Raw genomic sequence first — 24,295 nt, 5'->3', positions numbered from 1 at the left:
ACCTCCTTAATAGAGCAGCCGGATGATCTCCGGCTGGGTCACGATGCTGTAGGGATGCAGGCAGATGGAGTGGTCCGCCTCGTCGTAAAACATCAGCCCGAACAGGGCGCTGCCCGCCGGGACCTCTTCTGGCAGAAAGGCCAGCCGTCCGGTGGAGGCGTGGCTGGGACCGTCCTCGGGCCGGTCCCGGAGGACGATCCGGTCCCCGGCGGGGTCCTCCAGCAGGAAGATATCCCCGATTCTGCCCAGCCTCCCGATGGTGACCAGGACCGCCAGATATTTGGGCAGAAGGGTGTTTTTGAACTGGTTTTTGGCGGCCTTCACCGCCGCTGCCAGACCGGGCTGGGCCAGCCTGGGGAGGGCGGCCTGCTCCTCCGGAGTCAGGGGGCGGCTGGAGGCCCCGTCCCACCGGATGCGGCGGTTGCCCTCGCCAGGGTAGAGGCACAGCATGGGCGCCTCCAGCAGGCCGAACCGGCTGTCCTCCCCCTTGACGTATTTCAGCGCCTTGGCGGGGCGCAGGTTCAGGCTCTGGCCGATGCGGCCCGTGTCCAGGTCGATCCACCAGCCCCGCTCGATATACTCCCGCTTGGCCTCGTCGTAGGAGACGTCAAAGGACAGCTGGACCAGCCGGGCGTTCGCCTGGACGGAGCCGATGGCCTGCAGGTCCTCCAGCCGCCACACCCCGCCCAGGGCCTCGAAGAGGACGGTGTCCTCGGCGGAGTAGTTTTCCCCGGCCAGCTTGTTCTGCAAAAAATCCCGGGACTTCTTGACGGCGGAGCGGAGAAAGATCAGCTGGCGCAGGGCCTCGCTGTAAGCGGCGTCCGCCTGGGCGGGGTCCGTTTGGACGCGGCGCACCGCCAGGGCGATGCGGGTGAAGGCGGTCTGCAGGCCGGTGAGGTAGCAGCTGCCCAGGTCCTTGGCCAGCTTGTCGTAGGACTGGGCGGAGCTGCCCGCCAGAGTGCCCACTCCGGCGGTGAGCAGGTCGGCGGCCATCCGCTCGGCCATGTCCAGCCCCTCCAGCTGGCGGGCCAGCTTTTTCTTCTGGGCGGCGGTATTGGTCCGCTTGGGTTTGGCGGCCTCCGCAGCCTTTTTCTCCGTCCGGGCCGCCTGCCTGGCCCGTTTGTCCGCAATGTCCTGGGGGAGCTCCGCCACCTCAAAGGTCTTTTCGGACAGCTGCTCGAATAAGAGCCCCAGGGCGTGTTTGCAGGGAAACTGCCGGCTGGGGCAGGAGCACCGGCACACCGGCGCGTCCGGGACGGTCCAGTCCACCGACACCCGGTAGGGCTGTTTGCCGCTGCCGGCGCACTCCCCCCAGTACAGGGTGCGGTCCCCGGTCCGGCGGAGGGCGGAGAAGCGCCCCGTTTGGGACAGCTTCCGTCCATTCGCCGCGGCGGCGGGGCTGGGAGCCTGGAGAAGGATGAATTGTTCGGTTAGTTCCATGGGTATACACTCCTTTTCAGCCGCTGGTGGTTGATCGCCTGTATTGTACCATACCCCTTGGAGGATTTCAACAAAACAAAACCCAGGCGGCGGAGGGGCGCTGCCTGGGCTGTTGTTCGCTTGTTGGAGCAGGGACGCGGGGACAGAGCCGCCCTCAGTGGGAGCAGCAGTCCCCGCACGCCCCGCAGTCGGGGAACTGGCTGGGGTCGTAGGCGATGCCGTGCCGGTCGTAGTAGTCCTTCACGGCTGCGCGGATGGCCTCCTCGGCCAGGACCGAGCAGTGCAGCTTGTGGGCAGGCAGGCCGTCCAGGGCCTCGGTGACCGCCTGGTTGGTCAGCTGCAGGGCCTGGGACAGGGGCTTGCCCTTGATCAGCTCGGTGGCCATGGAGCTGGAGGCGATGGCGGAGCCGCAGCCGAAGGTCTCAAACCTCACGTCGGCCACCATGCCGTCCTGGATTTTCAGATAAATCTTCATAATGTCGCCGCAGACGGCGTTGCCCACCTCACCAACGCCGTCCGCGTCCTCGATCACCCCCACGTTCCGGGGATTGCGGAAGTGGTCCATCACGGTTTCGCTGTAGAGTGCCATCGTTGACACGCTCCTTTCTCAGAGTACGAACGCTTTTTTTCCGCTCACCTTGTCCTTCCACAGGGGGGACATGCTCCGCAGGCGGTCCACAACCTCCGGGACGGCTTGGAGAATGGCGTCCACATCGGCGTCTGTGTTCTGGCCGCACAGGGACAGGCGCAGGGAGCCGTGAGCTACCTCGTGGGGACGTCCAATGGCCAGCAGCACATGGCTGGGGTCCAGGGAGCCGGAGGTGCAGGCCGAGCCGGAGGAGGCGCAGATCTCCCGGTCGTCCAGGAGCAGAAGGAGGCTCTCCCCTTCCACCCCCTCAAAGCAGAAGTTTACATTGCCGGGCAGGCGGTGGACCGGGTCGCCGTTGAGCGTACTGTGGGGAATCTGGGACAGTCCGGCGATCAGCCGGTCCCGGAGGGCGGCCACCCGGGCGGCGGTTTCCTCCATATGGGCGCAGGACTCCTCCAACGCGGCGGCCAGGCCCGCGATGCCGGGGACGTTTTCCGTCCCGGCCCGTTTGCCCCGCTCCTGAGCGCCGCCTTCGATCACGTTGGCCAGCGGGACCCCCTGGCGGGCGTAGAGCGCCCCGACACCCTTGGGACCGTGGAATTTGTGGGCGGACAGGGAGAGCAGGTCGATGTTCTGGGCCTTCACGTCGATGGGCAGGTGGCCGGCCGCCTGGACGGCGTCGGTGTGAAAGAGGACGCCTTTCTCCCGGCACACCGCCCCGATCTCCCCGACGGGGAGGATGGAGCCGATTTCGTTGTTGGCGTACATAATGGTGACCAGACAGGTGTCCTCCCGGATGGCTTGGGCCACCTGGTCCGCCGTGACCGTCCCTAGCGGGCCGACTGGAAGAAGCTCCACCTGGAAGCCTTCCTGCTCCAGCCTGCTCAGGGTGTGGAGGACGGCGTGGTGCTCGAAGGCGGTGGAAATGATGTGCCGCCGGCCCTGCCGCGCTCCGATGGCGGCGGCGGAGCGGATGGCCTGGTTGTCCGCCTCGCTGCCTCCGGAGGTAAAGGTGATCTCCTTGGGGGAGGCCCCGATGCAGGCGGCCACCCGCTCCCGGGCGGTCTGGAGAGCCTCCGCCGCCCGCTGGCCCAGAGCGTACAGGCTGGAGGGATTGCCGAAGCTTTCTTCCAGATAGGGGAGCATGGCGTCAATTGCGGTGCGGCTCATTTTGGTGGTGGCCGCGTTGTCAGCGTAAATCATGTTCGTGCCTCCTGTATGGCGTCAGTCTGTGAAGAGGGGGGTGGAGAGGTAGCGGTCTCCGGTGTCGGGGAGGAGGACCACAATGGTTTTTCCCTTGTTTTCCGGCCGTTTGGCCAGCTGGATCGCGGCATAGGCGGCGGCCCCCGAGGAGATGCCCACCAGAACGCCCTCCTTGCGGCCGATCCGCCTGCCGGTGGCAAAGGCATCCTCGTTGGATACGGGGAAGACCTCGTCGTAGATTCCGGGGTCCAGCACCTCGGGGACGAAACCCGCGCCGATGCCCTGGATCTTGTGGGGGCCGCCGTGTCCCTCGCTGAGGACGGGAGAGTCCTTGGGTTCCACCGCCACTACCTTCACAGCGGGATTTTGCTCCTTCAGGTACTGGCCTACACCGGTGACCGTGCCGCCGGTGCCCACGCCGGCCACAAAGATGTCCACCTTGCCGTCGGTGTCCGCCCAGATCTCGGGTCCGGTGGACGCCCGGTGGGCGGCGGGGTTGGCGGGATTGACGAACTGGCCGGGGATGAAGCTGTTCGGGATCTCTCTGGCCAGCTCCTCTGCCTTGGCGATGGCGCCCGTCATACCCTTGGCCCCCTCGCTGAGCACCAGCTCGGCGCCGTAGGCCTTCATGAGCTGCCGCCGCTCCACGCTCATGGTCTCCGGCATAACGATGATGATCCGGTATCCCCGGGCCGCCGCGACCGAGGCCAGACCGATGCCCGTGTTGCCGGAGGTGGGTTCGATCATCACGGAGCCGGGCTTCAGCGTTCCGCTGGCCTCGGCGTCGTCGATCATGGCCTTGGCCACCCGGTCCTTCACCGAGCCGGCGGGGTTGAGGTACTCCAGCTTGGCCAGGATGCGGGCTTCCAGCTTCTCCTCCTGTTGGATGTGGGTCAGCTCCAGAAGCGGGGTCGCCCCGATCAGTTCATCTGCGGATGTGAAAATACGGCTCATAAACGGTCCCTCCTCAATATACCTACCTACACTATAGGTTTATGAGATTATAGCTCTGACCCGGTGTTTTGTCAATAGGGGAGGTGAATTTTTTCACAGTTCCAAAAAAATGATGCAGGACCCTCCCCCATTGCACGGAATGGGGGAGGGTCCTTGGAGGGGGATCATGGGGCGTCTCTGCCCGCTTCGGGCCGGCTGGCAGGCCCTGCGATGGGCTTGAACACCGGCTCCGGGTCCATGGCCTCCTTGGTGCCCACACAGCGGTTAATAGGGGTGCCCAGCAGATGGAATTTTTCCTCATAGTCGGTCATGACGCCCTGGACCCCGTTTGCGTGGAGGTCTCGGGTCACCTCCGACAGGGCGAAGCCGGCCTTTGGGAACTGGAACAGGGACCACTCAAACAGGTCGTGGTTGTCGCTCTTGAACTGGATCTGTCCGCCGTCCCGCAGGATGCCGCGGTAGAGGATCAGAAACTGTTCGTGGGTCAGCCGCCGCCGGGCGTGCTTGACTCCAGGCCAGGGGTCGCAGAAATTCAGGTAGATCAGGTCGGTCTCGCCGGGGGCAAAGTAGTCCCGCAGGAGGGCGGCGTCCCCGTCGATGAAGAAGGTGTTGGTCAGTCCCTTGGCCTGACAGCGCTCCATCGCGATGATCATGGCGTCCGGCACCCGCTCCAGGGCAATGTACAGCACGTCGGGGTTCTGCTCCGCCGTCTCGGCGGAAAAACGGCCCTTGCCGCAGCCGATCTCCAGCCGCACCTCCCGGGCGGAGGGGAAGAGCTCCCGCCAGCGGCCCCGCATAGACGCGGGGTCCGTGATCAGCATGGCTGCGCACCGCTCCATCCGGGCGGGCAGATTGGGCTTTTTTCTCATTCTCATGGTCGTGTCACCTCTGCAGCATAGTCACAAAAATATTTTAGCATATTCAAAGGAATACTTGCAATCGTTTTTAAAATATATTATACTAACACAAGCGGCATGAAGGCGGCTCCATAGGGGCCGCAGCGGGAGGCGTTGCTGGTACGGCTGGCGGCGCGCTGCAGCTCCCTTCGTGCTGAGATGACCGCCATGATAGATCCGGGTATAGCGGAGCTGGTACCGCGCCACATTTGGGATGTGGAGATCGTGCGTTCGAGTCGCACTACTCGGACCAATTTTTGATGATCCGGACGCTGTCCTCCAAGCGGGGGACAGCGTTCGGATTTGTCAGTTCTGCCCAAAACGCCCTTCCGCCGCCCATCCCGCAGCGTTTTCGCAGCCATCAAGGAGGGACACAAGGTGATCCATTTACTTCTGGCCGTAATTTATCTGTCGTTTATCAGTCTGGGCCTGCCCGATTCTCTGCTGGGGGCGGCGTGGCCCTCAATGTACCAAGAGTTTGGCGTGCCGGTATCCTGTTCCGGGATTATTTTCTTCATCATCTCAGCCGGGACGGTGATCTCCAGCCTGCAGAGCGGCCGGGTGACCCGCAGGCTGGGCCCGGGAGCTGTGACGGCCATCAGCGTCGGGATGACGGCGGCGGCATTGTTCGGCTTTTCGGTCAGCGGCTCTTTTTGGAGCCTGTGCCTGTGGGCGGTCCCCTACGGCCTTGGGGCGGGAAGCGTGGATGCGGCGCTGAATCACTATGTGGCGCTTCACTTCGCCAGCCGCCACATGAGCTGGCTCCACTGCATGTGGGGCCTCGGGGCCTCAATCGGTCCGTACATCATGGGAGGCGCTCTGTCCTATGGAGCGGGCTGGCCGGCTGGATATCGGATCATCAGCGTGGTGCAGCTGGCTTTGACGGGCATCATCATCATGAGTCAGCCGCTTTGGAACACCGGCGCGGAGGCCGGGGACAAGGCAGCCCCCGTTTCCGAGGGACTTACCTTGGGGCAGACCGTCAGAATCCCTGGCGTAAAGGCGGTGATGGTCACGTTTTTCTGCTACTGCGCCCTGGAACAGACGGCGGGCCTGTGGGCCAGCAGTTACCTGGTGCTCCACAAGGGCGCCGGCCCGGAGACTGCGGCCAGCTTTGCCAGCCTGTTTTTTACCGGTATTGCGATTGGCCGGGCGCTGTGCGGATTTTTGACCTTAAAGCTGAGTGACACGCAGCTGGTGCGCATGGGGCAGGGGATCATTGGCCTCGGCATCGCCGCCCTGCTGCTGCCGCTGGGGGAATATGCCGCCCTGACGGGGCTGGTTTTGATTGGGCTGGGCTGCGCGCCTGTCTACCCCAGCCTGATCCACGCGGCCCCCAGCCACTTCGGCGCGGAGCGGTCCCAATCGGTGATCGGCGTTCAGATGGCCAGCGCCTATCTCGGCAACTGTCTCATGCCGCCGCTGTTCGGCCTGATTGCCGGTCGTCTCACGATATCCCTGCTTCCGGTTTATCTGCTGGCGCTTTTGGTCCTGATGGTGGTCATGCACGAAGGGCTGCTGCGTACGGCAGAGCCAGCGGCGGGCTAGGTGGCCCCCGCCGTCCGGCACCATTCGGAGGCGCGGCGGGTGAAGGTTTTGCGGGAAATGCCCAGCCGGCTGCCCGCCTCTGTGGCGGTGATGATCCCGTTGCGCCAATCCTCCGCCAGGCCGTCGAACTCGTCCGGCATCGGGATGCGGGAGGGGCCGAAGCGGACCCCTCTGGCCTTGGCCGCCGCGATCCCCTCCGCCTGACGCTGGCGGGTGAACTCCCGTTCCATCTGGGCCACGTAGCTCAGCAGCTGGAGGACGATGTCCGCCACCAGCGTGCCGGTGAGGTCCCGGCCGGCGCGGGTGTCCAGAAGGGGCATGTCCAGCACGACGATGGCGGCCTGACAGGTCTTGGTGATACGGGTCCACTGCTCCAGAATCTCGGAGTAGTTCCGGCCCAGGCGGTCGATGCTTTTGACCACCAGAACGTCCCCCGGCTGGAGGGCCTGGATCAGCTGCTGGTACAGCGGACGCGCAAAATTTTTCCCGGATTGCTTTTCCACGATGATGTGCGCGGACGCAACGCCGAACTCCTGCAGAGCGATCAGCTGGCGGTCCTCCTTTTGACTGCGCGTGGACACTCGGGCGTAGCCGTACATGTTTGTTGCCATTCCAAAATTCCTCTTTCTTTCTAGAATGACACTATTATAAAGATAAAAGACGGTCTGTGGACCGTTTTTTTCTTTTGCCGGATAAAATATCAGTTTTTGCCATTTTCTGGCTGTTTTCGTCAGAATTGCCGAAAAACCGCGGACAAGTTCTATGCAATTTGGTCAGACAGGATGGAGAACTCCCGCCCGGAAAATTTTTGATAAATTTTTCTGGTTTGGAGCTAAAGTATTGCAAAACGCAGCCGATAATAAAGATGGATGAAGCAGAAAAAACCGCGGACAGGTTCTATACAACCTGTCCGCCGCGCGGAAAGGAGACCGCATATGGCGCTGAAGGAAGAAGAGCTGCAGGCCAAGCTGAAGGAACTGACGGCGGAGATTGTCTCCGACCTGTCCGCGCTGGACGCCGCTCACAGCAAGGAGCTGCTGGGCGACTTCGTCTCCGATCTGTTCGTTGCCCTGGCGGAGCAGCGGCGCAGGGAAGAGCGCCGCCAGAAACAGGCGGAGGGCATCGCCGCCGCCAAAGCCAAGGGCGTCCGCTTCGGCCGGACCGCCAAGCCCCTGCCCGAAAACTTTGACCAGCTCCACCGGGCCTGGCGCAGCGGCGAGATGACCCTCTCCCAGGCGGCGGAGGCCTGCGGCCTGGTGCGGGGGACCTTCTACAACATCGCCGTCCGCAGGGAGCAGACCGGCGACCGCGCAGGCTGAACCATCCCCACCCCGGTTTCACCCGGTTTCGCGAACCGGTTGAAATAGAGTCCCGCGCCACCCGACGGCAGTCTGGCCAGATACCGGAGGGAGGCGCTCCACCCAACGTGCCGGAGCATGGATGTACCGGCATGAGTTTGATCCGTTTGGACAAACATTTTATTGAAAGGAAGCTTTAAAATGCGTATTCAACACAACATCGCGGCGATGAACGCCTACCGCAACTACAACCTGAACACTTCCGCCGTCACCAAGAACCTGGAGAAGCTGTCCTCCGGCTACAAGATCAACCGCGCCGGCGACGACGCCGCCGGTCTGGCCATCTCCGAGAAGATGCGCGCCCAGATCTCCGGTCTGGAAGCCGCTTCCAAGAACGTCAAGGACGGCATCTCCCTCGTTAAGACCGCTGAGGGCGCGATGCAGGAGGTCCAGGACATGCTCAACCGCATGGTCACCCTGGCCACCCAGTCCGCCAACGGCACCTACGACAACGAGACCGACCGTGCCGCCCTCCAGCAGGAGGTCGATCAGCTGAACTCCGAAATCGACCGTATCGCGGACTCCGCCAACTTCAACGGCATCAAGCTGCTGGACGGCTCCCTGGACGCTAACGGCCGCCGCGCTGTCACTGAGACTGTGTTTGCTGGCATGAAGATTGGTAACAACGTCAACGGTACTGCAATTGGCGATGCTACGAAGAATGACAGCACTAATAAAATTGGCGGCGACAACGACAAGGGCGGCATTCTGCTTACCGGTGCGTATTCCGCTGCCACTACTGGCAAGCCCCACGAGAGCGACGACAGCGTCCGTTATCACAAAGACGCTGCTACCGCCGGTAAGACCTCCTTCACTGTGGACCTGGACGGTCTGGGCTATGATGCTGCCGCGGGTACCTCTGTTAAGGGCCTGCAGTTCGCCCTTCAGGGTGGCGATGCAAAAGCGATGGGCACCGGCAACCATCTGTCCTTGGACAAGGCCGGCGCTGCTGGCAAGGAGTTGACCTATGACATCGTTGCAGATGGCAGTGGTAAGGTTACCTCTGAAGCCATTGCCAGCGCCATTATGGAGAAGATTGCGAATAATGGCGGCAAGGTCTATATCCAGACTGGTACGCTCAAGGGCGACGGCACTGCTGGTACTCCTGCCTGGGTTGAGTACACCGTTACCCAGGACGGCGACAAGCTGAAGTTTGAGATGACTGATGACGGCTATGCCACTGCCTGTAACGCTGCTCAAACAGCTACTGCTGCGAACCCTGCCACCAACGAGAACTACTTCCAGGGCAACTTCAACTTCTCCCTGGCCTATAAGCAGGGCACTGGCGGAGCCAATCTGGATGCTGCTGATGCCGATAATGCAAAGCTCCAGGCCGCATTTAGTTCCGCCATCAATGACAAGCTGGTGGGCAACGCCGCTACCTGCGAAATCAACGAGGGCACCACTCCCATGGACACCATCTACGCTCAGGCTTATATCCGCTTCAATACGGATAATGCCGCCAGCGCCAACGGCGTGAACAAGACCACCGACTATATTGCCGATGGCAAGGGCTTCAAGCTGGGCGATGAGTATTATATCTTCGCCGGAAGCGATGCCACCTACAACACGGAGTACGCCGACAACGTAAAGGTGGTTGACATCCGTGACCTGACCAACCTGACCGATGCTAAGAAGGGCACTCAGGAGTTCCAGGACGACCTGCGCAAGGCTCTGGACCGCCTGTCTGTGGCCGCCAAGGACAACGAGATGTTCGACGTCCAGGTGGAGGAGCGCGGCACCATGCTGGTCATCAACGAGCGCACCACCTACGAGGGCGACGCCAACCTGACCGAGACGGACTGGGGCCTTGAGAACCAGATTCAGGTCTTCGACAGTGCTACCTCCAAGACCGAGGTGCTGAAGGAGGCCGGTAAGGCTCTGACCCTGCAGATTGGCGACACCTCCGAGGAGTTCAACCAGCTGAAGGTCAACATTGGCGACGTCCATGCAGAGGCTCTGGGCGTTTCCGGCCTCAGCATTGCCGACCAGGAGAGCGCCGGTAACGCGATCAACACCATCCGGAGTGCGATCAACCAGGTTTCCTCCATCCGCGGCACTCTGGGCGCGACCCAGAACCGTCTGGAGCACACCAGCAACAACCTGTCCGTCATGACCGAGAACATCCAGGACGCCGAGTCCACCATCCGCGACACCGACATCGCGGAGGAGATGATGTCCTACACCAAGAACAACATTCTGGTGCAGTCCGCTCAGGCCATGCTGGCTCAGGCCAACCAGATCCCCCAGGGCGTTCTGCAGCTGCTGGGCTAATTCGAACCATCAAAATACGCGCAGTAAGGGACCGGGCATTTTGGCCCGGTCCCTTTCTGTTCAGCCATAGGACCTTGTAATTTTCTCCAAAATATCGTATGATAGAAGCAGCAGTGCGGGGGCCCGGCGCTCCCGCGTCCCAGCGGAGGGATCATGATATATAAAGGAGGTCATCCAATGGAAGAGAAGAGAATGGCGACGGTTGTGGTAGACGGTGTGGAGCGCACCTATCCCTGCGGCACGCCCTACCGGGCCATTGCGGCAGAGGTCCAGGACCGCTATCCCTGCGACATCCTGCTGGTCAACCGGGGCGGCAAGCTCTGCGAGCTCCACAAGACGGTGGACCGGGACTGTACCCTGAAGATGGTCACCGCCCAGGACAAGCCCGGCATCCAGACTTATGAGCGCAGCGCGGTGTTCCTGCTGCTGAAGGCGTTCTGCGACGTGGTGGGCCGGGAGCACGCAGGGCAGATTTCGGTGGAGTATTCCCTGAGCAGCGCGCTGTTCCTGCTGGTCCAGGGCGGCTTCACCCTGGATCAGGCCCTGCTGGACCGGGTGGAGGCGCGGATGCGGGAGCTGTCCGCCGCGGCCCTGCCCATCGAGAAACGGTCCATCAGCACCGAGGATGCCATGGAGCTGTTCCAGAATGCGGGCCTGGTCCATAAGGCCCAGCTGCTCAGCTTCCGGATCAACTCCCGGGTCAACGTCTACTCCCTGGACGGCTTCGTGGACTATTTTTACGGCTATATGGCGCCGGATACCAGCTACATCCGCTGCTTCGCCCTGGAGCTGTTTGAAAACGGCTTTGTCCTGCGCCTGCCCACCCAGAAGGACCCCAGCCAGCTGGGCGAGTTCCGTCCCTCCATCAAGGTGTTCCGGGAGCTGTACCAGTCCACCCTGCGCTCCCAGGCGCTGAACGCCTCCAACGTGGCGGAGCTGAACACGGCCATCTCCCAGGGGGGAGCCACGCCGCTGATCCTGGCCCACGAGGCTATGATGGAGAAGAAGATCGGGGACATTGCCGCCGAAATCGCCGGGCGGAAGGAGGTCCGCTTTGTGATGATCGCGGGGCCGTCCTCCTCGGGGAAGACCACCTTCTCCCACCGGCTGTCCACCCAGCTGCGGGCCTGCGGCCTGCGGCCCCACGCCATCGCCACCGACAACTACTTCAAAAACCGGGAGGACACCCCTCGGGACGAGAAGGGCAACTACGACTTTGAGGGCCTGGGCGCCATGGACGTGGAGCAGTTCAACCAGGACATGGTCCGTCTACTGAAGGGGGAGACGGTGGAGATCCCCAGCTACAACTTCAAGAAGGGCGCCCGGGAGTACAACGGCAATTACCTCACCCTGGAGGAGGGGGACGTGCTGGTGATCGAGGGCATCCACTGCCTCAACGACCAGTTTACCCACTCCCTGCCCAAGGAGAGCAAGTACCGGATCTACATCAGCTGCCTGACCACCCTGAACATTGACGGCCACAACCGCATCCCCACCACCGACGTGCGTCTTCTGCGCCGCATCGAGCGGGACGCCCGCACCCGGGGCTACAGTGCCCAGGCTACCATCAAGATGTGGCCCTCGGTCCGCCGTGGGGAGGAGGAGAATATCTTCCCCTTCCAGGACAGTGCGGACGTGATCTTCAATTCGGCTCTGATCTATGAGACCGCACTGCTCAAGCCCTATGTGCAGCCGCTGCTCTTCGGCGTCCCCCGGGACAGCGAGGAGTATATCGAGGCCAAGCGCCTTCTGAAGTTCCTGAACTACTTCCTGCCCATCCCTGCAGACAATGTGCCCAAGACCTCCCTTATGCGGGAATTCGTCGGCGGAGGCATCTACCACGCCTGACAGAGCGGTATCATGCTGATCACCGGCGCGGCCTCCCGGTTCTCCTGCGTCTGCACGGTTTCGCATTTCCAAGGCGGCCTGCTGCGCAGCGTTCGCGGATGAGCTGACGCCCGAGCGGATCGCCGCCTTCACCGGCTGAGCGCCTGCAGGACTGCAATAAAATAGGACGCCGGCAAGGATGACCTTGCCGGCGTCTTTCTGCCCGGCGCCGTTGGCCTGGTCGGTCTCGGTCCAGCGCGTTCCGTTGCTCCGCTGCGTGTGCGCGATCTTCCACAGAGAGTCATTCTTTTCCACTGTGCAGCTGGAGGCAAACCCTGGACTGGCCAGACTGGCGCGGAGGCAGCAGAATTGCGGGTTGACATCCAGTTCCTACAGGTGTAGTATAATATAGAAGTCTACAGTTGTAGGAGGTGTTCCCATGACAAAATTGTCCGACCGTGAGTGGACGGTCCTGGGGGTCCTGTGGGACCTGGACGGGGCGGCGCTGGGCGAGGTGACGCAGGCCCTGAAAAGCTCCACCGGCTGGAGCCGGAACACGGTGCTGACCTATCTGACCCGGATGGAGGCCAAGGGACTGGTGTTCATTGAGAAGGAGGGCTATCCCAGGCTGTACCGGGCGGCGCTGAGCCGGGAGGACTGCCAGGCCCAGGCCCGGGATGGCTTTCTGCGGAATGTGTACCGGGGCGCCGCAGGGGATCTGGTGACGGCGTTTTTGAAGGAGCGGCCCATCTCGTCCAAGGAACGGGACCAGCTCCGCCGCCTGCTGGATGAGATGGAGGTGTAGCCGGTGAACGATATCTGGTCTGTTCTGCTGCAAACACTGACCGCCTCCGGCGTGGCGGCGCTGCTGCTGGCGCTCAAGGCCATGTTCCGGGACAAGCTGTCCCCCCAGTGGCAGTTCGCCGCCTGGGGTGTGCTGGCTATGGTCCTGCTGCGCCCGGCGGGCTGGCGGGGGCGGTATGTTCTGTTTAACTGGCCCTTCTATGTGGAGCTGCTCCGCTCCGCCCTCACCGGGGAGTATGGAGCGCTGGCCCATGTGACCGTTCCGGTCCCGCTTCCACCGCTGACCGCGCCCCGGACCGCGGCGGACTGGCTGTTTGCCGTCTACGCGCTGGGGACGGCGGTTTTCCTGCTTCGGTATGTGTACTCCTATGTCCGCCTGCGGCTGGTGCTGCGGAGGGGCCGTCCGGTGGAGGACGGGCGGGTCCGGGCGGTGGCGGAGACCTGGAATCTGCCCGCCTGTCCCGCTGTGGAGGTGGACGGCCTGCCGTCGGCCTTCATTTGCGGGGTGTTCCGGCCTGTGCTGGCCCTGCCGGCGGGGGCGGAGACGGACGAGAAGGTCCTGCTCCATGAGCTGCTCCACCTGAAATACCACGACGCCGCCTGGGGGCTGGTGATCTGTCTCTTCCGGTGCCTCCACTGGTGCAACCCCCTGCTGTGGCACTGCGCCGATCAGGCGGGAAACGACCTGGAGTCCCTGTGCGACCAGCGGGTGCTGGAGCGGCTGGAGGGGGAGGACCGGCGGGACTATGGCCGCATCCTCCTCAGCATGGCGGACGAGAGGCATGCCCGTGCGCCGGGGACCTCCTCCATGGCCAATGGCGGAAAAAACATCCGGCGGCGGATTGAGGCCATCGCCCGGTTCAAGAAGTACCCGGCGGGGATGGGACTGGTTTCGGTGTGCGTTCTCCTGCTGCTGGCCGTGCCGCTGGCGGTGGGGGCAAAGGCCCCGGTGAGTAACCTGGGGCTGGGCGGCTTTGCCGCCGCCGACTTTGTCTACGCCCGGACGGTCTACTGCACCACCTGCGCCGGAGCCTTCGATACCTATGCCAAGGCCGTGATCACCGGGCGCATCAAATACCTGGTCATGTGCGCTCCTCTGGCAGAGCAGAATAATCTGGCGGAGACATATGGCCGTCCCGGCTCCGGCGGCTGGATGGAGGAGAAGCTGGATGAGCTGCCAAACGGGATTGACCGCTCCTGCGGCTACCAGATTTGTAACCTGGTCCAGGTGGGGGAAAACACCTACGAGGGGCTGCTGGCAGTGGCGTTGCATGATATGCCGGAAGGAGTAGAATGGAATGGAACTGCGGCGACGCGCTGGATAGCGGTCCAGCCCCTCCGGGCGGAGAAGGAGGGAAATCGCTGGGTGGTGATTCCCCAGGGGGACCTGGAAGCGGTTCAGGGGGACATGCAGCAGCTCGGCTATAACCGGACTCTGCCCTGCCTGACCTACGAGGCCCAGTGGGAGGACCTCCTCGTCCGGGAGCGGTGGCGGACCACCTCCAGAGTGGACAGCTATGAGCAGGTCAGCAGCGGCTTCCGGTCCACGACCACCTTCAGCACCACCCCTCAGCCCGACGGTGAGTTTACCAGCTGGTTCGACCAGGAGTTGTCCGTTAGCCGCGCCGGCGGCCCGGAGGAGCGGATGTATGGTACTGTCGGCCTGTCCTGCATGCCGCTGTGGGGAGACGAGGAGCATCGGCCCGCACTGCAGGACCCAGAGCCAGTGAACAGCGTCGGCAGCAGCTCCACTGGCGAGGATTGGGGAAGCGCCTATCTGTCCGAGAGCGGTGAGACCATAATCACCGGCGGCGGCAGCATGCGGGAGGGCATCATCGACCCGCCCGCCGCCTATGCGGCGGACCTGTATTGCGGCGGCAAAAAAGCGGCGGAGCTGATCCTGTACCCTGTGAAAGGAGGGCTGGACCTTGACTGACCGGGAGAAGCTGTACAGCGGGCTGTCCAATGCGGCCTGGGGGTATGTGTTCCTGACCTTCGACTTCAACCTGAACAATGTCAGCGTCCTGCCCCGGTTCGTGGGCTTTTATCTGCTGTTTTCCGCCATCGGAAAGCTGTCCGGGGAGCGGCAGAACCTGAACCTGCTCCGCCCCCTGTGCATCCTGCTGACCGGCTGGAGCGGACTGGACTGGCTGCTGTCCTGGTTGGGAGGGGATGTGGAGGGGCACATTCTCTTTCTGGATTTGCTGGTGACGGTGGTGACGCTGTACTTCCACTTTCAGTTCCTCACCGACATGGCGGCGCTGTCCGAGTGCTGCCAGCCGGAGGACGACAACCTGGCCAGCCGCATCCGCGGACACCGTACGGCGTTCACCCTGCTCATTACCGTGTTCGGGCTGATGGCCGATCTGACGCCAGTCCTTCCCTGGGAATGGTGGGCGGGGATGATCGGATTCGGGGCCCTGATCACCTGTATTGTGGCTCTGATGATTATGTTGGATCTCTTCCATCTGCGGAAGCTGATTCGATCAGAAGAGGAAGGCCCGCGGCTGTGATAATCCTTGCACTGGAGTCCCTCCTGTGGTAAAATAGGGCGAAACTTGTATGTACAGGAGGAAGCGCCAATGAAACAGGATATGATCGTTGTACTGGACCTGGGCAGCGAGGAAAATCCCAAAATTGCCCGTGAGATCCGCGCCCTGGGGGTATATTCCGAGATCCATCCCCACGATATCACGCTGGCTGAGCTGAAGGCCCTGCCCAATGTAAAGGGCATCATCCTCAACGGCGGCCCCAACCGGGTGGTGGACGGTGTGGAGATTGACGTCAGCCAGGAGATTTACGACTGCGACATCCCCGCCCTGCTGGTGGACCACCGGGGGGACGACCCCTGGCCCGCCGGTGACGCGGAGCGGGAGACCGCCCTGAAAAACTTCATCTTCACCATCTGCGGCGCGGAGGCCAACTGGAACATGGACAACTTCATTGCCGACCAGGTGGAGCTGATCCGCCGTCAGGTGGGGGATAAGAAGGTGCTGCTGGCCCTGTCCGGCGGGGTGGATTCCTCCGTAGTGGCCGCCCTGCTGATTAAAGCCATCGGCAAGCAGCTCACCTGTGTTCATGTCAACCACGGCCTGCTGCGCAAGGGGGAGCCCGAGCAGGTGGTGCAGGTCTTCCGGGACGAGATGGACGCTAACCTGGTCTATGTGGATGCGGTGGACCGCTTTTTGGACAAGCTGGCCGGGGTGGCCGACCCGGAGCGGAAGCGAAAGATCATCGGCGGGGAGTTTATCCGGGTGTTTGAGGAGGAGGCCCGCAAGCTGGACGGCATCCAGTTCCTGGGCCAGGGCACCATCTACCCCGACATCATCGAGAGCGGCACCAAGACGGTGAAGGCGGTGAAGAGCCACCACAACGTGGGCGGTCTGCCCGAGGACCTGGATTTTGAGCTGGTGGAGCCGCTGAAGATGCTCTTCAAGGACGAGGTCCGGGCCTGCGGCAAGGCCCTGGGCCTGCCCGACTCCATGGTCTACCGTCAGCCCTTCCCCGGCCCCGGCCTGGGGGTGCGCTGCCTGGGCGCCATCACTCGGGATAGGCTGGAGGCCGTCCGGGAAAGCGACGCCATCCTCCGGGAGGAGTTCGCCAGGAACGGTCTGGAGGGCCAAGTGTGGCAGTACTTTACCGCTATTCCGGACCTGCGGTCGGTGGGCGTCCGGGATAACCGGCGTACCGATGAGTGGTGCGTCATCATCCGGGCGGTGAACACAGTGGACGCCATGACCGCTACCGTGGAGAATGTCCCCTTCGAATTGCTCCAGCATATCACCCAGAGAATCACCAGCGAGGTCAAGGGCGTCAACCGCGTACTCTTCGACCTGACCCCTAAGCCAACCGGGACGATTGAGTGGGAATGATTTCACGGAACTGGAAAGCCTTGATATGACTGGATTTTTCAAGGATTAGACCCCTCTGTGGCAACGATTTGGCAACATTTTTTCATTATTTATAGGAAAAGAGCTAACTGGTTTTGATTGGGCCAGTTAGCTCTTTTTGTTTTTATTCTTCGGACTGCTCTTTGAGGGCATCCACCAGCATATCGCTCAGGCCCTGGGAGATTGGCTTGACCCGGCCAGGTGTGTTGGAGAACTCAGGGTAGCGGTAGCGCCAGCGGTCGTAATCCTCCTGGATAATCTCACCAGCTTTCAGCATGTCAGCGGCCTGACGCCAAGCGCAGAGCATTTCATGCAGTCGGGCGGCGTCCTTGCTGTGGCGCACATTGACCCGTAGGCAGACCTCCCCATCCAGTTCGTCAATGGTAAGGCCATACCTATCTTCCAAAGTAAATAGGGTGTGCATCAGGCCCAAGTATGAATCAATGTCCGGCACGGACAGTGCCAGTGGCGATACGCCCAGGGCATTAGCCAGTGAAGCGGTCAGATCAGCCTTTGGCGTCCTCGCCCCGGTTTCGTACTGTGCCAGCCGAACATCGGCGGACTTCTCCGGGAAACCTAGCAGCATACCGAGATATTTCTGTGTCATACCCCGCATTGTGCGGAAAAAGTGGATTCTCTCACCAATTGCCATAGCTGCCAACTCCATTTCGACTATCATTGCATTCAATATAGCAGATATGTTTAAGATAGTCAAGAGGAAGCTAAATAATTTTGCTTAATATTTTTCTGGAAACCGCTTGACATTAACAAAGTTGTTTAGTATAATGTGAGAGAACTAAGCGATTCTGCTTAATAAAATCTAAAACAGGAGGTACACTATTTGAACGAGAACAGCTTCATGCGGGTGGAAGATGTGGCAAAGGAATTGGGGATTTCCAAGTCCTACGCCTACAAGATCGTCCAGAAACTCAACGCCGAACTGAGGGAAAAGGGATACCTGACAATCTCAGGCCGGGTCAACCGGCGGTACTTTATGGAAAAGCTCTGCTATGGTGGGGCGGAAAGGAAGGAGTCGTAATGGCGGTCTACAAAGAAGAAAAGACCGGCACCTGGCGGGTGATCTACCGCTACACTGACTGGACCGGCGAACGGAAGCAGACGCAGAAGCGGGGATTCAAGACCAAGCGGGACGCACAGGCGTGGGAGCGGGAGCAGCATAACAAGGCCACCTCTAATCTGGATATGACCTTTGCCAGCTTCGTGGAGCAGTACACGGCGGATATGAAAACCCGTCTCAAAGAAAACACCTGGGCTACCAAGGAACACATTATTCGTTCCAAGCTGCTGCCCTACTTCGGCAAGCTGAAGATGTGCAACATTACCGCCCAGCAGATCATCACCTGGCAGAACGAGATGTTGAACTACAAAGACGATAAGGGCAAGCCGTACTCTCCGGTCTATCTGAAAACGGTCCACAATCAACTGAGTGCTATTTTTAACCATGCTGTCCGCTATTACAATCTCCAAGACAATCCCTGCAAAAAGGCTGGGAGCATGGGGAAGAAGAAAAACCGGGAGATGTTGTTCTGGACAAAAGCCGAGTATCTGAAATTTGCCGAGGCCATGATGGACAAGCCTCTCTCCTACTATGCTTTCGAGATGCTCTATTGGTGTGGTATCCGGGAGGGGGAACTGCTGGCCCTCACTCCAGCGGACTTCGATTTTGAGAAATGTACCGTTTCCATCAGCAAGTCTTACCAGCGGCTGAACGGTCAAGACCTGATTACGACACCGAAAACCGAAAAAAGCAACCGGGTCATCACTATGCCTCAATTCCTGGCGGATGAAATTCAGGACTACCTCAAAATGCTCTATGACATTGGCGAAAACGACCGGATGTTCACCGTCACCAAAAGCTACCTGCACCGGGAAATGGATAGGGGGGCGAAAGAGGCTGGGGTGAAGCGTATCAGAATCCACGATATTCGTCACAGCGCAGTTTCGCTCCTGATTGATATGGGTTTCTCCGCAACAGCAATCGCAGACCGGGTAGGCCATGAGAGCATCGATATTACTTACAACTATGCGCACTTGTTTCCGTCCAAACAGGCGGAAATGGCGGATAAATTAAACATGGAAAGGAGTGTTTAACTATGTCAGCAAAGAATCTGGACAGCCACAACCGCTGGCGAAACAAAACCGTGGCATTCCGGGTATCACCGGAGGAGGACGCGCAGATCGAAACCGCCGTCCGGCTCACCGGCCTCACCAAACAGGACTACATCACCCGGCGGTTGCTGAACCGGGATGTGGTGGTGCAGGGCAATCCCAGAGTGTATAAGGCCCTGCGCGATCAGCTCGCCGCCGTTTTGGACGATCTGCGTCGCATTGAGGCTGGGGCCAATATCAGTTACGAACTGCTGGATACCATCAACATGATCGCAGCCATCATGGATGGCATGAAGGAGGATTGATAGATTGGATGATCTGAAAGCGAAAGCGGCTGTTCCAATTCCGCCTGTTGGCGCAGACGGGGAACAGCCAGTTCATAAAACCACTGACCTTACTATAACAGAAGATTCGAGTGAAAACAATCCCCTGGAACAATCTTATGAGGAAAAATTGCGTCAGATGCAACGGATGAGTGACCCGGCGTATTTGCATACCGTATCCATGAGCGAGTTGTACGAAACGGTTTACCAGAGCAGGCCGCCCGTAATCGACGGCCTACTCTACTCCGGCACTTACCTCTTTGTAGGAGCACCGAAGGTGGGAAAGTCGTTCTTCATGGCACAGTTTGCCTACCATGTCAGCACCGGCGTCCCCCTGTGGGGCTACACAGTACATAAAGGAACTGTTCTCTATCTGGCATTGGAAGATGACTACCGGCGGTTGCAAGAGCGGTTATATCGAATGTTCGGGACGGACAGTACGGAACATCTGCACTTTGCCATCTGCGCCAAACAGCTTGGCTCCGGTCTGGATGAACAGCTTCAAAAGTTTGTGCGGGAACATCCCAATACAAAGCTGATTATTATTGACACCCTTCAGAAAGTCCGGGAGGCTGGTGGGGAGAAGTTCAGCTACGCCAATGATTATGAGATCGTAGGACGGCTGAAGCGGTTTGCGGATAATCAAAAAATTTGTCTCCTGCTGGTACATCACACCAGAAAGCAGCAGGCCGATGATAAGTTTGATATGATCTCCGGCACAAATGGCCTGCTGGGTGCGGCAGACGGAGCATTCATGCTCCAGAAGGAGAAGCGGACAGACAGCACGGCCATTTTGGAAGTTTCCGGGCGTGACCAGCAAGATCAGCGGCTCTATCTGGCCAGGGATATGGAGCGGCTGATATGGCAGTTGGAGCGAACAGAAACGGAGTTGTGGAAACCGCCCTCAGACCCGGTACTTGAAGCGGTAGCAGCATTGGTAGCGAGGGATACGTCATGGAGCGGCACTGCAACTGAATTGGTGACCGCCCTGGGTGTAGATTTGAAGCCCAACACGCTTGCAATGCGCCTGAATGTGAACGCTGGCCGGTTGCTGAATGAGCATGGCATCCAGTATGAGAACGGCCGCAGCCACTCCGGACGAAAGATTAATTTGGCACTGGCTCCAGCCCAGGCGTGACGATGGTGACGGTCGTGACGATGATTGGAACAGCGGTCAAAAGACCGTCACCATCGTCACGACCGTCACGGAGCCGCATAATCGACAGTTCTCAACAAAAGGTGATGGTACAATCATGTCGAAGAATTAAATAAAGGAGATGCAAAATGGTAGAATATAAAAGCCTTCTGACCGAGGAAGAACGTTTTAACTTGGTGGCAGAGGAATACTTTGAGGCCGTTGAATACGAAGATTGGGAAAAAGTTGCCAGCTTGATTAAACTGAATCCCAACATTATGGCAGAAGGACTGGAACTGGTTTACCGCCGTCTGCCCGATCAATACAAGTATAGCATACCTACAAGCTGCTATACGCACAATGGAGATCGTATGCCAATCGTCAGAAAATATGTCCGGCAGGCGAGGAAATACGCCTCAATCGAAGAACGTATCCCCGCTGAAATGATCGGATTGCCAGAGATTGAAATATACCGCGCTGGGGCGGAACCTCTGGACAAAGCGGCATACCGAATCTCATGGACCACCAGCCTTGATGTTGCGAAATGGTTCCATGATCGAGCAGTAGCCAGGTTGCAGCCGCAACGGCATATCTACAAGGGTGTCATCAAGCCAGAGAAGATTATCTGGTACACCGATGACCGACAGGAGAAAGAGGTCATGCAGTACAACAGTGTCAAGAACATTGCTAAGCTTGAGCGGTAAGGTGCCACTATGATTGTGGGGCTATGGCGATGGGGTAGTGCATCATCATAGCCCCACAGCAAAGTTTGGGCGGGGTGCAGGGTGACCTTTTCAAAGGGCAGTCCTGCTGGGGGAGCAATCCGCAGATTGCGGGGGCAAAGCCCCCACACCCCCTCGGAGAGCCCACGGCACTTTGCAGCCCGGAGGGATGAAAGTGTCATAGTGGGTTATTACACTTCCCGCAGGAAGTGTCCCCCGTCCCCCAAAGGGTACCCAAACTGCAAATTCTGGAAAGGAGTACAATGGCAAGAAACGACGGGATCGACCGTACCAGCGTCAGAAACGCAAATCTGACGAGAACACAGATCAGCAATACACAGAGGCACAATGAACGGGAAAAGGATTCCTACACCAATCCAGACATTGTGCCGGAAAGGACTGCACTGAATATCCACTTCAAGAAACCGTCAGGCGATTATGCTGAGATGTTCGCTCAGATGGAGGCGGACAAGGTAATCTCCACCAGAGGGCTGAAAGCTGATGCCTGCTTGTATGGCGAACTGATCTTTGATGTGAACTCGGCCTACTTCGATAACCACGGCGGCTATGATTTCGCAAGACAATTCTACACCGACGCATACAGAAGTGCAATAGAAATTGTGGGCGGGGAGCAGTTTATTTTATCAGCGGTCATGCACGCTGATGAACGTAACCGGGCTATGTCGGAAGCCCTAGGGCGGGATGTGTACCACTACCATCTTCATGTTGTCTACATACCTGTGGTAGAGAAGCAAATCCTATGGTCCAAGCGGTGCAAGAACAAATCCCTGGTTGGCACAGTTAAGGAAACAATCACGCAGGTAAGCAGCAGCAAAAAGTGGAAGTCCCTCCCGGCAGTGGATGAGCAAGGAAAGCCAATTCTCCAGAAGAATGGTAAGCCGGTTTTACGGAAGTCGTACAGTGTCCTCCAGGATGATTTCTTCAATGCTATGCGGGCCGCTGGTTATACTAACGTGGAACGGGGCGAGCGCGGCAGCTCCGAGGAACATCTAACGGTCACACAGTTTAAGGCAGAACGTGAACAGAAGCGCCTGGCGGTTTTGGAGCGTCAGGTTGAGAAAAAAGAGAAGGCTCTCCAGAAGGTCGAGCAGAAAATCGAAGTCCAAAAAGGAACAGCGGCAACCTTTGCAGAGATCGACAATATGGGCCGTAGGACGCTGATGGGCAAGGTGGAGTTTTCCCAGCAGGAAACAGAGGACTTGAAGCAGCTTGCTAAAAAGGGGATTGCTGCGGATACCACTATCAAGGACTTGCAGCGTGACCTAAAATCCGCCCGGCGTGATGCGCAGATATGGAAACGGCGGTATGAGGAATTGAAGGAACAGGCGAAGGATTTTCTCGTTGCCATCAAGAAAGCACCAGAACGAGTGATAGCGTTTATTTCCAAGGTTCTCCATACGGAGCAGGCAGAGGCACCTGGGGTCCAACGGCAGCGGGAGAGTACCGTTGAACGGTAATCAGTCAAGAGTCAGGAAAGTTTGAAAAAATCGAATGGGAGCATTTCAAATGAATGGAGCCTCGTTGGGGTGCTCTCCATCAAAAAATCATCTTTCTTTTTCGGCTCAAGAAGCGGAGAAATATTTCAAAAATCAGGAGGTTTCATGCGAACAGGGCTTACAAAGCAGCAAAAGACAACGGGCATCTTTTTTGATGAGCAGAGCAGTATCATTGAGGTGCAGACCCACAACACAGACTTGAAAAAGCGGTTGGGAGCATATGCTCAGCAGTACCCAGACCAGTGTAAGCCGACCGATGATGATGGGCAGGGCGGGCTGACGTTCGAGATTGCGAAGGGGCGGCTGAGTTTCCGGCTGACAGCTCCGTACAGCGAGGAGCGGCGAAAGGCATCCGGTAAACTGGCGAAGAAGAACATTAAGAACTTGCAACAGGTCAAAAAGTAACAATATGTCGCCTGTGGGGGATTGATTCCCCTGTGGACGGAAACACTTTTTGATCTAAGCTAGATATTTGAACTTCCCTGTGTACAACTTTACACGATGTTCGCTGAACAAAGCCAACGAAGGCAAAGGTATTATTTATACGTGGTTATCCCTTTAGTTCAGGTTATCGAATACCGGCCAAAGCCCCCTCGAAAAAGGGGGGGGCGCGAAGCGCCGGGGGGGTTATAAGTGGTAAACGCCCCTTTTAAAACCCCCGTTACCGCCTACGGCGGTTACGCCCCCCTTTTCAAGGGGGCCGTAAAGGTACCTAAGCAAAAGGGATAACCACATTATTTATATTGCCACTTTCGAATCGTACGAGGGGACATTCCATCTTTACCCTTAGGCAAAAGCGGAGCATCCGTACTGTACTCCTCTGCATCAAAGCCAAATACTGCAAACGGTACTTTGTCAAGCAGAAGGAAATACGGCTCTAATTCCTCATAATTTGAAACCCTATCAGTCAAATAGAAGGACATCTTTTTTATAGGCATCATTAGCATGGCTAGATCCAACTCGCCCTTTTCTATGCCTACACATAACTTATTCATAGAACGATGCGCCGACGAAATATTACCTGTCTCAAATTCCAACCCCGCTCTGAAAACAGATTGTTCTGCAACAAACTCCTTGTAAACGTCTATAGGGCCACCCTTTTGAGCATCCTCGCGAAAATATGTAAGAGGTTTCTCTCTATACCACCCAAATTCTTCTTCCAGAATTTGATAACATTTTTCTTTAACAGGAACTACGCCGTTACAGTTTTTACGAGTGCAATTAAGAATAAAATGATCAGAGCCGAACGTGATATTATTTAGTATGGATGAGCGAACTTCTTCAAATGCTTGGGCTGCAAACACATCAGTTTTAATCAGGTATTCTGCTACCGCAGAAACATATTGCTTAGCTATCTTCATCTAATTTCTTCCTTTCCCTTAATAAATCAGAGGCAGTTATATGTAGGGCATTTGCAATCCTTTCAATATTGTCAATAGAGACATTCCTGTTGCAACGTTCTATATCCGATATATAGGTACGGTGGAGTCCACACAGCTCTGCTAATTCTTCTTGTGAAATATGTGTTGCTAATCTCAAAACTCGAAGGTTCTCCGCCATAATCTGACGCAACACTTTTTTCTGTCGATTAGGCATATGCGGTTTCCTCCTATTGACTAAATTATTTTTACATGATACAATAAAAGCATACTATGCGTCTACAGACGATGAGTTACATGGGGTGA

General features: G+C 58.6%; 24 protein-coding genes and 1 tRNA gene. 16 read left to right on the top strand and 9 right to left on the bottom strand.

What is annotated here, in order from left to right:
- Positions 1 to 6 precede the first annotated feature (6 nt).
- The 5 genes from VV088_RS11895 to trmB all read right to left on the bottom strand — a co-directional run bounded on the left by VV088_RS11895 (position 7) and on the right by trmB (position 5,061).
- The gene (locus VV088_RS11895) at positions 7 to 1,440 is read right to left on the bottom strand and encodes an SWIM zinc finger family protein (RefSeq protein ID WP_334600931.1); all 1,434 of its coding nucleotides are present in this window, start codon (positions 1,438 to 1,440) and stop codon (positions 7 to 9) included.
- 154 nt (positions 1,441 to 1,594) lie between these two features.
- On the bottom strand, positions 1,595 to 2,029 hold the full coding sequence (gene nifU, locus VV088_RS11890) for a Fe-S cluster assembly scaffold protein NifU (protein WP_334600930.1): 435 nt from the start codon (positions 2,027 to 2,029) through the stop codon (positions 1,595 to 1,597).
- An 18-nt stretch (positions 2,030 to 2,047) separates the two neighbouring features.
- Positions 2,048 to 3,232: a cysteine desulfurase NifS gene (nifS, locus tag VV088_RS11885; protein ID WP_334600929.1), complete on the bottom strand. Its 1,185-nt coding sequence runs from the start codon at positions 3,230 to 3,232 to the stop codon at positions 2,048 to 2,050.
- A gap of 21 nt (positions 3,233 to 3,253) precedes the next feature.
- Positions 3,254 to 4,186 (bottom strand): cysteine synthase A, encoded by a 933-nt coding sequence (gene cysK, locus VV088_RS11880; protein WP_334600928.1) that lies wholly within the window; start codon positions 4,184 to 4,186, stop codon positions 3,254 to 3,256.
- 164 nt (positions 4,187 to 4,350) lie between these two features.
- Positions 4,351 to 5,061, bottom strand: a complete 711-nt coding sequence (gene trmB, locus VV088_RS11875) for a tRNA (guanosine(46)-N7)-methyltransferase TrmB (RefSeq protein WP_334600927.1) — start codon at positions 5,059 to 5,061, stop codon at positions 4,351 to 4,353.
- A 198-nt stretch (positions 5,062 to 5,259) separates the two neighbouring features.
- Here trmB and VV088_RS11870 point away from each other — a divergent pair.
- Positions 5,260 to 5,335: transfer RNA gene (locus VV088_RS11870), tRNA-Pro, on the top strand.
- 125 nt (positions 5,336 to 5,460) lie between these two features.
- Positions 5,461 to 6,630: an MFS transporter gene (locus VV088_RS11865; RefSeq protein WP_334600926.1), complete on the top strand. Its 1,170-nt coding sequence runs from the start codon at positions 5,461 to 5,463 to the stop codon at positions 6,628 to 6,630.
- Here VV088_RS11865 and VV088_RS11860 read toward each other — a convergent pair.
- Positions 6,627 to 7,241 carry a recombinase family protein gene (locus tag VV088_RS11860; protein WP_334600925.1) on the bottom strand — a complete coding sequence of 205 codons (615 nt, stop codon included), beginning with the start codon at positions 7,239 to 7,241 and terminating at the stop codon, positions 6,627 to 6,629. The two genes, VV088_RS11865 and VV088_RS11860, sit on opposite strands and share 4 nt — an antisense overlap.
- Before the next feature lie 324 nt (positions 7,242 to 7,565).
- Here VV088_RS11860 and VV088_RS11855 point away from each other — a divergent pair, with 324 nt between their 5' ends.
- The 7 genes from VV088_RS11855 to guaA all read left to right on the top strand — a co-directional run bounded on the left by VV088_RS11855 (position 7,566) and on the right by guaA (position 16,765).
- Positions 7,566 to 7,949, top strand: a complete 384-nt coding sequence (locus tag VV088_RS11855; protein ID WP_334600924.1) for a hypothetical protein — start codon at positions 7,566 to 7,568, stop codon at positions 7,947 to 7,949.
- A 180-nt stretch (positions 7,950 to 8,129) separates the two neighbouring features.
- Positions 8,130 to 10,262, top strand: a complete 2,133-nt coding sequence (locus tag VV088_RS11850; protein ID WP_334600923.1) for a flagellin N-terminal helical domain-containing protein — start codon at positions 8,130 to 8,132, stop codon at positions 10,260 to 10,262.
- 177 nt (positions 10,263 to 10,439) lie between these two features.
- Complete coding sequence (locus VV088_RS11845) at positions 10,440 to 12,110, top strand: nucleoside kinase (RefSeq protein ID WP_334600922.1); 1,671 nt, start codon at positions 10,440 to 10,442, stop codon at positions 12,108 to 12,110.
- A 418-nt stretch (positions 12,111 to 12,528) separates the two neighbouring features.
- Positions 12,529 to 12,894 (top strand): BlaI/MecI/CopY family transcriptional regulator, encoded by a 366-nt coding sequence (locus VV088_RS11840; protein WP_334600921.1) that lies wholly within the window; start codon positions 12,529 to 12,531, stop codon positions 12,892 to 12,894.
- 3 nt (positions 12,895 to 12,897) lie between these two features.
- Positions 12,898 to 14,829: a M56 family metallopeptidase gene (locus VV088_RS11835; RefSeq protein ID WP_334600920.1), complete on the top strand. Its 1,932-nt coding sequence runs from the start codon at positions 12,898 to 12,900 to the stop codon at positions 14,827 to 14,829.
- A complete protein-coding gene (locus VV088_RS11830) occupies positions 14,822 to 15,406 on the top strand; it encodes a hypothetical protein (RefSeq protein WP_334600919.1) in 585 nt (194 codons plus the stop codon). Before VV088_RS11835 ends, VV088_RS11830 begins: the two co-directional genes overlap by 8 nt.
- Before the next feature lie 69 nt (positions 15,407 to 15,475).
- Positions 15,476 to 16,765: a glutamine-hydrolyzing GMP synthase gene (gene guaA, locus VV088_RS11825; RefSeq protein WP_334600918.1), complete on the top strand. Its 1,290-nt coding sequence runs from the start codon at positions 15,476 to 15,478 to the stop codon at positions 16,763 to 16,765.
- Between the two features lie 142 nt (positions 16,766 to 16,907).
- Here the strand turns inward: guaA and VV088_RS11820 are convergent, their stop codons facing one another.
- Positions 16,908 to 17,435: a helix-turn-helix domain-containing protein gene (locus tag VV088_RS11820; protein WP_334600917.1), complete on the bottom strand. Its 528-nt coding sequence runs from the start codon at positions 17,433 to 17,435 to the stop codon at positions 16,908 to 16,910.
- 189 nt (positions 17,436 to 17,624) lie between these two features.
- Here VV088_RS11820 and VV088_RS11815 point away from each other — a divergent pair, with 189 nt between their 5' ends.
- The 7 genes from VV088_RS11815 to VV088_RS11785 all read left to right on the top strand — a co-directional run bounded on the left by VV088_RS11815 (position 17,625) and on the right by VV088_RS11785 (position 23,015).
- Positions 17,625 to 17,822: a DNA-binding protein gene (locus VV088_RS11815; RefSeq protein ID WP_334600916.1), complete on the top strand. Its 198-nt coding sequence runs from the start codon at positions 17,625 to 17,627 to the stop codon at positions 17,820 to 17,822.
- Positions 17,822 to 18,895: a site-specific integrase gene (locus VV088_RS11810; protein WP_334600915.1), complete on the top strand. Its 1,074-nt coding sequence runs from the start codon at positions 17,822 to 17,824 to the stop codon at positions 18,893 to 18,895. The genes VV088_RS11815 and VV088_RS11810 overlap by 1 nt, the downstream gene beginning before the upstream one ends.
- Before the next feature lie 2 nt (positions 18,896 to 18,897).
- Positions 18,898 to 19,218 carry a plasmid mobilization protein gene (locus VV088_RS11805; protein ID WP_334600914.1) on the top strand — a complete coding sequence of 107 codons (321 nt, stop codon included), beginning with the start codon at positions 18,898 to 18,900 and terminating at the stop codon, positions 19,216 to 19,218.
- A gap of 4 nt (positions 19,219 to 19,222) precedes the next feature.
- Positions 19,223 to 20,374, top strand: coding sequence for a helicase RepA family protein (locus tag VV088_RS11800; protein WP_442913151.1), 1,152 nt, complete (start codon positions 19,223 to 19,225; stop codon positions 20,372 to 20,374).
- A 146-nt stretch (positions 20,375 to 20,520) separates the two neighbouring features.
- Entirely contained in the window at positions 20,521 to 21,075 is a 555-nt protein-coding gene (locus VV088_RS11795) for a hypothetical protein (RefSeq protein WP_334600912.1), read from the top strand.
- 281 nt (positions 21,076 to 21,356) lie between these two features.
- On the top strand, positions 21,357 to 22,571 hold the full coding sequence (locus VV088_RS11790; protein WP_334600911.1) for a plasmid recombination protein: 1,215 nt from the start codon (positions 21,357 to 21,359) through the stop codon (positions 22,569 to 22,571).
- A gap of 144 nt (positions 22,572 to 22,715) precedes the next feature.
- Positions 22,716 to 23,015: a hypothetical protein gene (locus tag VV088_RS11785; protein WP_334602066.1), complete on the top strand. Its 300-nt coding sequence runs from the start codon at positions 22,716 to 22,718 to the stop codon at positions 23,013 to 23,015.
- A gap of 329 nt (positions 23,016 to 23,344) precedes the next feature.
- Here the strand turns inward: VV088_RS11785 and VV088_RS11780 are convergent, their stop codons facing one another.
- The gene (locus VV088_RS11780) at positions 23,345 to 23,971 is read right to left on the bottom strand and encodes a restriction endonuclease (protein ID WP_334600910.1); all 627 of its coding nucleotides are present in this window, start codon (positions 23,969 to 23,971) and stop codon (positions 23,345 to 23,347) included.
- Positions 23,958 to 24,206, bottom strand: a complete 249-nt coding sequence (locus tag VV088_RS11775; protein WP_334600909.1) for a helix-turn-helix domain-containing protein — start codon at positions 24,204 to 24,206, stop codon at positions 23,958 to 23,960. The genes VV088_RS11780 and VV088_RS11775 overlap by 14 nt, the downstream gene beginning before the upstream one ends.
- Positions 24,207 to 24,295: the final 89 nt, after the last annotated feature.

Source organism: Lawsonibacter sp. JLR.KK007 (assembly GCF_036941135.1).
In the GTDB taxonomy this organism is placed as follows: domain Bacteria; phylum Bacillota; class Clostridia; order Oscillospirales; family Oscillospiraceae; genus Lawsonibacter.
The sequence above is the reverse complement of the archived record's forward strand: the minus strand, read 5'-3'. Positions and strand labels throughout refer to the sequence as shown.